Origin of the sequence: Candidatus Sordicultor fermentans, assembly GCF_012728195.1 — a bacterium.
GTDB lineage: Bacteria > Atribacterota > Atribacteria > Atribacterales > Caldatribacteriaceae > Sordicultor > Sordicultor fermentans.
The window spans coordinates 1-11,492 of record NZ_JAAYFP010000155.1; the positions used below are offsets into that span (position 1 = coordinate 1).

The window sequence follows — 11,492 nt, forward strand, 5'->3', positions numbered from 1 at the left end:
AAATGATTCATTATGCCATTGACCACGGAGTAAATTATTTAGATACCGCCTACGGCTACCATGGCGGGAAGAGTGAAATATTGGTCGGAAAAGCTCTAAAAGGTGGATATCGACAAAAAGTAAAAGTAGCCACCAAGCTTCCTACCTGGTTAGTTAATGCTGCTCCAGATATGGACCGCTACTTGGATGAGCAACTTAGAAAGTTAGACACCGAGCACATCGATTTTTATCTTTTCCATGACCTGAATAAAGACCGGTGGGCTAAACTTGAGCGTTTGGAAGCGCTGAACTGGGCAGAAAAGGCCATTCAAAAGGGAAAGATTGGTCATATTGGTTTTTCTTTTCACGACGACCGGGAAACTTTTAAAAAAATAATCGATGCTTATCCCTGGACTTTCTGCCAGATTCAATACAATTATCTCGACATTGACCACCAAGCCGGGCAATTTGGTCTTCAATATGCAGCTCAAAAGGGGATAGCGGTGGTAATAATGGAACCTTTGCGGGGAGGAAGATTAGCCAATCCTCCAGAGGAAGTGCAAAAAATTTTTGACGAGGCTCCCGTTAAAAGAAGTCCAGTAGCCTGGGCCCTCCTGTGGCTGTGGAATCAAAAAGAAGTAGCGGTGGTTCTGAGCGGGATGAGCAACCTCCAGCAGGTCAAGGAGAACATAGAAATCGCTTCTTCTTCGGGAGTAGGTTTATTATCCCCGGAGGAGTTAAAGATAATTGAGAGAGCTCGAGAGGCCTTTGAAAGACTCCCTTCTATCAACTGTAATGCGTGTAAATATTGTCTTCCTTGCCCTAACGGGGTAAATATCTCCCGCAATTTTGAGCTTTATAATGATGCCTTTCAAAAGATTGCTTTTGAGGACGCTCGTCGGAAATATTTAGCTCTTCCTGAGGAAGAAAGAGCCTCTTCATGTCTCGGGTGTGGAGATTGTGAAGATTTATGTCCTCAAGAGCTCCCCATCCCCGAGCTTTTAGAGAAAGTTGCTCGAGCTTTTGAAGAGTGAATGAACCATAAAGGGGAAAGAGGATCCCCTATACCGGGAGATATGTTTTTTCTCCCGGTAGTTTTTTATTTATGTCTTTTTTTAGATGTTTTGTATCTTCGGGGGTTTATAAGGGGGGTGTTGCTCCCTTATAAACCTTATTTTTCTTCCTGTCTCATAAAAATGAGCGCTCCTATGAGAAGCCCTCCTCCGGTGTAGCTTCCCAGAATTAAAAAAGAGCTAAGGGCTTGATGCCAATCAATCCGGGGTAAGAAAAAGATGTTGAAAGAAGAAAGGTGATGGGTGATAAGATAAATCTGGACATTTTCTCCTCCTCCCAGGCGCTCTACTATCCAGGAAAAAGCTCCTATTCCCAGAGCCAGAAGAGGTCCTCCCCAGGGACGATAGAAAAGAGAAGAGAAAAGATAAGATAAAGCAGAAAAAGAGCTAATGTAGAGCGCAACCATCACCCCTCCTCCTAAAAGGCGGAAAGAAAACCCTCCTCCCCACATAATTTTTTCCAGCAATGCCATCCCTAAAAGAGGAGTGAAAACCAAGAGCAGGTTATAAAAAAGAGTGAATCCTGCTTTCCCCCAATACCACTCCCAGCGAGAGAGGGGGCGGAGAAGAGTAGTTGATAGAGTTCCTTCCATTCTCTCTTCGGCAATATTTTCTGTTCCTCCCCAGATTCCCCCCACCGGACCAAAAAGTGCCAGAGGATATAAAAGAGAAAAGGAAAGAGTGATTTTTCCCAAATAAAAAGAGAGGGGGTCACGCCAGGCTTGAGCTACTACTAAACCTGCCAGAGCCCAGGAAATCAAAATCCCTCCGTAGAAGCGAGGGTTATGAATTGCTTTTTTGATCTCTGCTTTTATAGCTTTCATTTTCTTTCTATTATCTCCCAGTAAATTTCTTCCAGAGAAACATTAGGAGTTAAATAATCATTCCACTTTATTTTACCCTGGTGCAAAATGGCTGCTCTTTGAGCTATCTTTTCCACCTCCTGAGAAACAGGAGAAGAAAGGAAAAAAGTTACCCTCTCCTCGGCATTTAAAGCTAAAATGAGCTCCTGGACTTCTTTCGCTCCCCGGGGGTCAAGCCCCACCCATGGTTCATCCCAGACTAAAATTCGGGGAAGAGGAAAAAGAGAATGGAGAAGAGAAAGCTTTTTCTTCTCTCCTTGAGAATAACCACTTACTTTCTTATAAAGCAGGGATGGCTCAAACCCCAGAAGAGAAGCAAAATACTCTATCTCCCCCCGGCGGGGGTAGCAGGAAGACAGAGAGGCAAAAAGAGTGATATTTTCTATCCCGGTTAAATTCCCGTAAAAAGAAGTGTTATCCAGACATCCTCCCATCAGTGCTTTAGCCTCGGGATTATGGGGAGGGCAGCGATAATCTCCCACATAAAAATACCCCGCAGAAGGCAGAACCAGACCAAAAAGAAGGCGTATCAAAGTGCTCTTTCCTGCTCCGTTTCCTCCCAGAAGTCCGAATATTTCTCCTTCTCTGACCTCAAAAGATACTCCTTCCAGGATTACTCTGTCCCTTATTTTTTTTCCTACATTTTTAAATTTAAGAATAACATCATTCTCCATCAATATGTTTACCAAAATCTTCTTCTTTTTCTCCCGTCCAGATAAAAAAAGCTTCTTCAAAACCCATTTCCTGAACAGTAGAGAAAAAAGAGGGAAGGTTTTCCTCTCCTATTTTTTCCTTAAAAATCCGGAAAGATTCCTGACACCCCTTGTAAAACTCGCCCGCTCCTTCGGGGAATATTTCCCCGGGGGTGGGGAAAAAGAAAGAAGCCATACCCTCTTCAAACCAGGAAGGAAGCTGCCAGCCAAAGCTTTCCACAAAAACATGGAAAAATTCATGAGCCAGGGTGGAAGAAAGAATTCCTCGCTGGAAAAGTAAAAGCGGGGAGCGAAGATAAATGGTACTACCTCGCGAAAACGCTGCCACCCAGGAAGGTAAAGTGTTAGAAATTTCTGGAGATAAAACTTTGATGCGAAAAGAGGAACAAGGGGAGTAGCCGGTCACTCTTTGAAAACAGAGTTGAGCTTCTTTATAGCTCGATTCTACTATCGGAGGTAAAAAAGGGAAGCTCTCCCCACCCTCTATCACGAAGACAGGAAGAGCCCCTCCTCTTTGAGATAAAAAGAGGATAATCACCACTCCCAGAAAAAAACTCCGGATACAGGAGTTATTCCACCACCAGATTCTTTTCTTCTCCATAATCTCTAACTTCAGGGAAATACATGAGATAAAGAAGGGGTGCCTTCACATAGAAATTACCCTGGTCCCGGATTCTTAAGTAGTAGCGAATCACATTTTTCCCGGGAAAAAGTTCATACACAAAAAGAGTGGGCTGTCCCTCAAAAAGAGTTTTTATCACTCCGGGATAATGTGCTCCTTCTTCCTTCGGGAGAGAAAAGGTATAGTCTTTCCTGATTAGCTCACAACCAGCAGGCATCCCGTCTTCTATTATCAGATATTCTAAGTAATCGGGGCTCTGAATTTCTATCTCACAAACTAGTTCCTCCTGAGAATGGAAAGCATCTACTTTCTGAGGAGAGAAGAAAACTTTTTCTCCTTTTGTGGGTACTAAAAGATAATAATTTTTCTTTACCGAGAAAAAGTGGGAGGAAGGGGCTTCCTTCTTCCAACTTTTTACTTTGAGTTCGGTCATGAACAGGTTATCTCCTTCTACCTCCAGATGATTGGAGCCTTCCTTCAAAAATTGCCGGGGAATAGCTATTTTCTCTTCTTCTTTCCCTTCTTTAACTAATGCTCCGTTACAAAACACCCGAAAAGTGGGAACACCACTTTCTTCTTTTAAAAAGTGAGAGCTAACGAGAAAAAAGTAAGCACGGTTAAGAGTAGTAAATAAATTTCCTCCTTTTTTGCTCCGCCACAGCCACAGGTAAGCTTTCTCTCCCAGGGGGTTTCCTCTCTCTGCCAAAAACAAGGCAGCAAAAGCTGTAGCCGGAAAACGGTCATCTTCCCAAGGTTTTTGGGGATTAATTGTCCCCCAGAATACCGTATCACCCAGAACATGAGCCCTTTTCTCTAACTCTTTTTCCACTTTCTCTTTGTCTTCTTCCCGGGCCACCAAACCTCGAAGAGCTAAAGTTTTATCGTCCATTTCCTCCAGAGGGGAAAGGGGAGAAGGAACAAAGTCTTTCTTCCATAGAGAAAGAGCATACCAGGATAGAGCTCTGTCAAACTCACTCGGGGGTGAAAAAGTAGAATCTGAAGACGGAGCTTCGCTTCTTGATATTTCTTGAGTTAAAAAGCTTAATCCCCGCTCTATTACTTCAGCATTGACCAGAAAACCCCTCTCTTTTACTTTGTGCAAAGCCAAAAGGGTATAGGCAGTGTGGAATAAATCTCCTTCTCCTCCCCAGAAGCCCCATCCTCCATCATAGCTCTGCAGGTTATAGAGGGAATAAATATCCTCTCTTATCGCTTCTGTGACCTCGAGAATTTTATCTTCCATCTTCCCCAAAGGTAGAGAGGAAAAAGTAATTAAGCGGCTGGCTATCTGCTCGCTACATCGGTAAGGATAGGAAAGCATATATTCTATCTCCTCTAAAAGTATGCTGCGAGGATCAGAAAATAGAGCAAGCTCCACAGACGAAGAAGAATCACAGGAAAACTCAAAGGAGGTTTTCTTTTCTTCTAAAAAGGAATAAAAAATCTCTTCTACTTCTACTCCTCTTTCTTTTATCTCCAGAGGAAGCTCTATGGCGTCTTGTGCATATTCCCCTCGAGCAAAAAGCCGAAGATAAGCTTTCCCTGGATATTGAGCTTTTACCTCGAGAGGAAACACTGCCTCTTCCAGAAGAGATACTTTTAGAGGCTCCCTCTTCCACTCGAGGGAAATTTCCGGGGAGCTTTCCCCCTCTATTACCACTTCCTGGGGTGCCACTTCATTCCAGAGAGTAGCTTTACTTTTCAGGATGTCTCCTTCTACCAGAAAGGAAGGAAGTTCCACTCCTAAAGCAAAAGGTTGATAAGTGGTAAAGTACTCTTGCGCTTCTCCAAAAAACTCTCCCTGGTGGGCTTTTACTTCTACCCGCCAGCGAGTGAGAGAATGAGGAGCAACAAAATCTACTTCTGCCTTTCCTTCTTCATCGGTTGACAGGGTCGGCCTCCACAAAAGAGTGTCAGGAAAATACTTCCTCAACAATAATCCTCCCTCCGCTCCTCCCATCCCCTTAAGCTGGGCTTTCATATCCTGGAAAGGTATACCCATCCCGTAAAAAGAAGAATAAATGGAGTAAGAGCCATAAACTAAGTTATAAAATTGAGAGTAGAAATAGTCGTATACGTTTTCTCTCCACCACGAACTCAGGTCAAAAATAGCCTGGTCAACTATAGCAAACGACAATTCACACTTTACCGGTTTTCCTTGAGCATCGCTCACCTGAATAGAGATTTTACCTTTTTCCTCCGGTTGATATCTCTCCCGGTCCGGGGTTATTTTTATTTGCAATTCTTTCTCTCGCTCAAGAGGGAGGGACAGAGATTCAGAATATAGTTTCCCGTTGCTGAACCCCGAAAAAGAAACATAAACTCCCATCACGTAAGAAGGTAAAACCGGAATAACGATTTCCTCCGGTGCAGATATTTGCTTTACTTCCGCTTCTTGAAGCTCAGAGCCCTCTATAGAAAAGAGAAAGGTGAAAGTCCCTTCTCCAGGAGGAACGATTAAAACCCTGGCTTCCTCGCCCACTCGATAGCGCTCTCTATCCCAGCGCACTTCGAGTTCACGAGAAGGATAGTGTAAATCTTTCCCTGTCACCCAGAAGTAAGAAGAAGCCAGTATTTTATTACCTGACCTATCCCGGGTATAAACCTCCAGGCGATAGTAACCGGCTCGGTCTAAAGTTATTTTCATCTCTCCCGTGCCTTCAGGAAGAGAAATATCTAAAAATTGAGAAGGGATTTCTCTCCACTTCTCCGTTTCCTTCTCCCATTCTAATCGGTACACTTCCCCGTAGACTTTTCCTACCGGTACTTTTTTTTCTTCGGCATCCCGGGCCTCTACCTCATAAGTCATAGTTTCTCCTGTTTTTACGAAGTAAACCCTGGGTTGTAAGGAAAGATAAAACTCTCCCATCAAGACTTGAACCTCTTCTTCCTTTTCTACCGCTCGATAAGCGGGGTCAAACACCACACAGTGCACCCGGTAACGGAAAGCTCCATCTCCCTCCGGAAGAAACCGTATCTCTCCCTCTCCTTTTTCATCTAATTTTCCCTCTCCCTCTCCCCACATTTCCTCTCCTCTTTCTTTTTCCCAGTAGCCAACAGGATAGCGGAATATCTGATAGCGGAATTCACCCCCCTCTAAAGGGCGCTGGGAATAATACTCTCCTTTCAGTGAAAAACAAACTTCTTCTCCCCGGGCATAAACTGGCTTTTCCGGCTCTAACTGGACAGTAAAAACTGGCTTTTCATAATTCTCAATGGAAATCACCTGATAAAATTCTCTATCTCGCCAGCGCAACCGGATTAAGAAATATCCTTCTTCAATTTTCTGAGGCAGGGAAAAGGAAAAGTTCACACTCCCCTCGGGAGTGGAAAGGAGGCTTTCTTTTCCATACTCATTGTCTCGATAATCTACCAGAGCCACTTCCACTTTTTCTCCCGGGGGAGGAACGATATATTTATCGGTACTGACTTCTCGTAAAATAGCTTTTCCCAGAACAGTTTGTCCTGGCTTATACAGAGGACGCTCGGAATAGATGAAAGCTTTTAATTTTCCACCTTCCCAGTAGTAAGGATAAAAATTCAAAAAGGCAAATTCATTATCTTTTTCTACCATAATAACTGCTTCTTCTCCCTCTTTCCACTCTCTCTTCCAGGAATACAATCCCTGATTGTTGGTAAACCCTTCCTCTCTTTCCTCACCCTGCCAGATTTTAATTTTTACTCCTTCCTGGGGGATACCAGTTTTTAAGTCTTGCACCAGGATAACGCCTTTTTCTCTGTCATGGCGGGAAAAACAAGATAGATGGGTTACGCTGAAAAGAACCCGGGCTTCTTTTCCCCCTCCCTGAGCAGTGAATAAGTACACCCCGGGAGGCAGGGGGTTAATTTCCACCTCTCTCCAGAAAAAGGGGGAATCTTTCTCCTGTGGTAAATCCACCCAGAAAGTTTTTAGCTCATCAGTCCCCCGGCGAAAATCAGAAGGGGTGATAGCAATGGGGCGGCGAGGCAAGGGCCCGTGAATATCAAACAGGTCACGCAAATATTCTTTCACTGAGACAGGGAGTACCCGGGAAGCAAGCCTTCGCACTGCCTGAAAGAAGGAATATTTGGTGTTCTGCCATTTTTCCTCTTTTTCCAGAGGGCGGCGTAGTTGCCAGCTATCTACCTGAAAGAAAGATTTTTTTTCTGCGCTCTGGATATACTCCTCCGGGTCATTGATTTGGTAAAGGGAACACTGTGCTCCTTTTATCTCTCGACCACTTATGTTTATCTGTATCATTTCTCCGGGGTAGATGTGAGCCGGGACACTAACATAGATTTCCTCCTGGGCTAAAGCTTCTCCCACCAAAAGGAGTAGAAAAACTGTTACCCACCAAAAAACAATTTTATTTTTTTTCATCTTTTCTCCCCTCTAATCTAAAATTTTCCAGCGGAAAAATCCCAGAAAGTTAGGATTATCCTTTGTGGGATGCCAGTTTATATCGGGATGCTTGCGCAAAGAGGTAATAGTGGTCTCTCGCACTCCTTCTCCTTCTTCTATGGGACCGGTGTGGTAAATTACTCTTCCTTCTCCTTCGTAAATCATAACATGGTAAGGATAGGAAAAAGAGACGGGTTGAAAGAAAAAGAGAAGGTCTCCCGCCTTTGCCTTTCCTTCCTCTTTTCCCAGAGGCACTACATTATGAGCCAGAAGGTAAAAAGAAGAGGCAAAGACCGAAAAATCTTCTTCTATTTTCTCAGGGTTAAAGCTGCCCGGTTTAATCCGGAAAAGGTTGACTCCCAGTAAGGGAACTCGAGGGTAAGTGTAAGGAATGATATCTCCTCTTTTTAGGCTCTCTCGATAGGCAAAACGGACCAGCCCTCCACAATCTCTTTCCTTAAATTGAGAATGAGGAGAGACAATTTGCGAGCGAGCCACTTTAACAAAAAACTCTCGAAAGGCATCTCGTTCACTTTCAGCACTTAACTCCGCCATATCGGGAAAACCATCTCCATCTCTATCTTCCCGGTTGGGGAGAATCTCCACCTCTATTTTTCGCCAAACCGGGAACACTCCCACTAATACTGAAGTTTTCCCCTCCAGACGCCGGGGCTGAAAGATAACTTCCTTTCCCTCTTGACTTGCAAAAATTAATTCTTTATCTTCTATCGCTACTGTGGCTCTCTGGAACCAGGAAGGAAAACCCCACAAAGTAAGAGGTTCTATTTCCTCAACTTTTTCCTCTCCTCCTGCCTGAAGATGCAGGTGAGAAGGGCAGTTGAGTTTAACAGGAAAGATAAAAGTTAAAACCACCAGGCTGGAAATGATAAAAAGCAATATTTTTTTCGTATTTCATCCCTCTATTCTAAAATTGCTTCCCAGGGAGATAAAAAATCTACCCAGGAAACTTCCCGATAGTCCTCCCCTTTTTGAGGAAGCTCAAGAGGAGTATCCTTTTCTTTTACTTGATATACTCGTAAAACTAACTCCTCGTTTTCCTCTTTCGCTACAATAAGCCCGTTAACTTTCACTATCTCTCTCCAGAAAGGAAGGGAAAGCCTTCCTTCTTCTAAAATTTCTACCAGATCTCCTATCATCTCTCCCATAGTGGGATGGATACCTTCCTTAAAATACCATCCAGTTGCTTCATCGTTAATGCGAAAGGGAAAACAATCTCCGAAAGGAGGAAGAGATAAAGGATCAGGAAGGAGGAAAAAAGAAGGTTTCTCGGCAAAGAGCCATTCTTCTTTCACCCCTAAAATACTGGATAAGGCAAAGAGAAAGGAAAGAGCAATGCCATTTTTATCCTCTAAAGTAGAAAAGGTAAAGCTTAAGTCATCTATCAAGGAAAGTTCAGGTTTGGCAAGATCTACCCCCACCCGCAGGATGCTCTTTTCTCCTTCTTCCAGAGAGAGCACCATTTTCCCTCCTTCTTTTTCCCAGGAAAACTGATAAACCTCTCCCTGCCACTTGCCTTCTCCTTCTATCACCCATTGAGCCCAGGAAAAAGAATTAAAAAGCACCAGGGATAATCCAAGAGCAATAAAAATAATGATCAGTTTCTTCACCAACTTTCCTCCTCTCTTCTTGAGAAAAATTTACACCCTTTATCTACTTCTCAACATCTCTATCACCAAGAATATACCCAAGACAGCAGCTATCCCAAAACCTAAAATCCCCAGAATACCCATAGCCCCAGGCCGGGGAGAACTAATGTAAATCAGGGAAGAACCAATGAGTAAAGACCCTAAAATAACCGAGAGAGAAAGACGATTGCTTACCCGGTCTAAGCGACGATTCAAGCTTCTTAAATCTTCACTTTCCAACTGGAAACGAACTCTTCCTCTTGATGCATCTTCTAATAATCCCTGTGCTTTATCGGGAAAGTCAACCAGTAATTTTCGCCAATCGAAGAGATAATCACTAACTTTATATGACAATCTCTCCCATCGGAGACGTTGAGCAAAAACCCGTTCCAGACTTTTTTCTAAATAAGGGACTACGGTAAAGTGAGGGTCGAGCATCATTCCTGTCCCTTCTACCACCATAAGAGCTCTCATCAGGGAGGAAAGGTGAGGAGGAAAGCGCAAATTGTGTTTGCGGAGAAGATAGAAAAAATCGTTAACTAGACTGGAAATATTCATTTCTTTTAAGTTAGCTGTTACGTACCGCTCTAAAATCTCATGGAGGTCTACCCGGAGAGCGAGAGGAGATTCAACTGGAGAGAGCAAAAACTCGCTTTCTAATATATCCACTACCCTTTCAATATCTTTCCGCAATATAGCGAGCAGCATTCTTACCATGTTTTCTCTGGTTCTCTCATCCACCGTTCCTACTATTCCAAAATCTAAGAAAACCAATTCTCCGGTTTCTTCTCTAATCATTATATTGCCGGGATGAGGATCGGCATGGAAAAAACCATCTTCAAAAATCATTTTGAGAACCGCTTCTGCTCCTCGACGGGCTAAAAGAGGGCCATCTATCTCAAGTTCACCCTTTTCTGCCATCTGAGAAAGGTTAAGGCCCTCAATCAACTCCAGAGTCAAAACTCTGGTAGTGGTATACTCATCAAAAACACGGGGGATGTAGACTCCTTCGAAATCGGAAAAATTTTCTCGAAACCGGCGAGCGTTCACTGCCTCATATAAAAAATCTATCTCTCTCATCAAGCTCTTCTGGAACTCAGTCACCATTTCTGAAAAAGTAAGGGGAGCAAAAGAAGTTGTTCGATCGGCCAAATTGGCTAAATAAAAGAGTATTTCCAGATCAGAAATAACTTTTTCTTCCACTCCTGGTTTTTGAACCTTGACTGCTACCTTATTTCCATCTTTTAAAATTGCTCGATGTACTTGAGCTATGGAAGCAGAGGCAAGGGGCACAGGATCAAATTTCTCAAAAACTTCCTCAAGAGGTTTTTTAAGTTCTTGCTCTACCACTTCCTTAATTTCGAAGAAATCTACCGGAGAAGTCCGATCTTGCAACTTTCTAAGTTCCTGACAATATTCTTCAGGTAAAAGGTCCAGACGGGTACTTAAAATTTGCCCCAACTTTATAAAAGTAGTTCCCAATTCCTCAAAGGCTAAACGCAAATTTTCTTCTGGAGGACGCCTGGCGGCTTCTTTGCGGAAAAAAGGCAGGGTCAGGTGTTCAGGAAAGTGAGCGCGGCGAAAGAGATATAAAAACCCGTATTTACGGAAAACCTTGATAATTTCCCGCACCCGACGAAAATTTCTGGAATAACGACGGCCAAAAGGAATCATCTATTACCTCACTGTAAAAGCTCTAACGACTATTTTACCAGATATCAAGCCTTTTTCGTGTTTAATTTAAAATAAGCTCAAAAACATTGAAGCATTTTACTCTCCACGTTTCTCTGTCACATGCTTCGAGAAAATGTTTCTGCCAGGTTGTATGAAACTAATTTAACTCGTTGTTTTCTAACTTTTGTGCTCGCAGAACCACAAAAGAGCCTTCTCCATATCCTTCTTTAACCGGTTCAACTGCTTTTATATTCTCGAGAGGGTTAAAAAGGGTTTGTCTGAATTCAAAATGGCTAAAATTGGCCTGTTGGAGATATTGTTTTACTTCTCCGGGGGAATAAAAAGTGGCATCCCGATAAAAGACATTTTGGAGCTTATCTTTAGAGTATTTTTGTCCCAGAAAGCTATCCCGGTCGATAAAGCCCAGAATCAAAAACCCACCCGGCTTTAGCACTCTGTGACTCTCCCGCAAAGCCTGTTCCACATCATCTACAAAGCAGATGGTGGTAACCATGAGGACAAAGTCAAAATGATTATCGGG

9 protein-coding genes are annotated in these 11,492 nt (G+C 43.2%); 1 reads left to right on the forward strand and 8 read right to left on the reverse strand.

Annotation, left to right across the window (positions count from 1 at the left end):
- Nucleotides 1–1,013, forward strand: a 1,013-nt coding sequence (locus GXZ17_RS07995) for an aldo/keto reductase (RefSeq protein WP_409376767.1), incomplete at its 5' end; no start/stop codon positions are given.
- A gap of 137 nt (nt 1,014–1,150) precedes the next feature.
- Here GXZ17_RS07995 and GXZ17_RS08000 read toward each other — a convergent pair.
- The 8 genes from GXZ17_RS08000 to GXZ17_RS08035 form a co-directional block, all read right to left on the reverse strand.
- On the reverse strand, nt 1,151–1,876 hold the full coding sequence (locus GXZ17_RS08000; protein WP_409376768.1) for an ABC transporter permease: 726 nt from the start codon (nt 1,874–1,876) through the stop codon (nt 1,151–1,153).
- Nucleotides 1,873–2,604 (reverse strand): ABC transporter ATP-binding protein, encoded by a 732-nt coding sequence (locus tag GXZ17_RS08005; RefSeq protein WP_409376769.1) that lies wholly within the window; start codon nt 2,602–2,604, stop codon nt 1,873–1,875. Before GXZ17_RS08005 ends, GXZ17_RS08000 begins: the two co-directional genes overlap by 4 nt.
- Nucleotides 2,579–3,229, reverse strand: a complete 651-nt coding sequence (locus GXZ17_RS08010) for a hypothetical protein (RefSeq protein ID WP_409376770.1) — start codon at nt 3,227–3,229, stop codon at nt 2,579–2,581. The genes GXZ17_RS08005 and GXZ17_RS08010 overlap by 26 nt, the downstream gene beginning before the upstream one ends.
- Nucleotides 3,198–7,610 (reverse strand): alpha-2-macroglobulin family protein, encoded by a 4,413-nt coding sequence (locus tag GXZ17_RS08015; protein WP_409376771.1) that lies wholly within the window; start codon nt 7,608–7,610, stop codon nt 3,198–3,200. The genes GXZ17_RS08010 and GXZ17_RS08015 overlap by 32 nt, the downstream gene beginning before the upstream one ends.
- A gap of 12 nt (nt 7,611–7,622) precedes the next feature.
- Nucleotides 7,623–8,528 (reverse strand): DUF1175 family protein, encoded by a 906-nt coding sequence (locus GXZ17_RS08020; protein WP_409376772.1) that lies wholly within the window; start codon nt 8,526–8,528, stop codon nt 7,623–7,625.
- 23 nt (nt 8,529–8,551) lie between these two features.
- Nucleotides 8,552–9,259, reverse strand: coding sequence for a hypothetical protein (locus tag GXZ17_RS08025; RefSeq protein WP_409376773.1), 708 nt, complete (start codon nt 9,257–9,259; stop codon nt 8,552–8,554).
- Nucleotides 9,260–9,298: 39 nt separating this feature from the next.
- A complete protein-coding gene (locus GXZ17_RS08030) occupies nt 9,299–10,951 on the reverse strand; it encodes an ABC1 kinase family protein (RefSeq protein WP_409376774.1) in 1,653 nt (550 codons plus the stop codon).
- A 157-nt stretch (nt 10,952–11,108) separates the two neighbouring features.
- Nucleotides 11,109–11,492: class I SAM-dependent methyltransferase (locus tag GXZ17_RS08035; RefSeq protein ID WP_409376775.1), on the reverse strand; the 384-nt coding region annotated here is incomplete at its 5' end.

Excerpts from the sequence above, each read along its gene's own strand:
- GXZ17_RS08000 (WP_409376768.1), bottom strand. The coding sequence starts at position 1,876 with ATGAAAGCTATAAAAGCAGAGATCAAAAAAGCAATTCATAACCCTCGC.
- GXZ17_RS08010 (WP_409376770.1), bottom strand. The coding sequence starts at position 3,229 with ATGGAGAAGAAAAGAATCTGGTGGTGGAATAACTCCTGTATCCGGAGT.
- GXZ17_RS08015 (WP_409376771.1), bottom strand. The coding sequence starts at position 7,610 with ATGAAAAAAAATAAAATTGTTTTTTGGTGGGTAACAGTTTTTCTACTC.
- GXZ17_RS08030 (WP_409376774.1), bottom strand. The coding sequence starts at position 10,951 with ATGATTCCTTTTGGCCGTCGTTATTCCAGAAATTTTCGTCGGGTGCGG.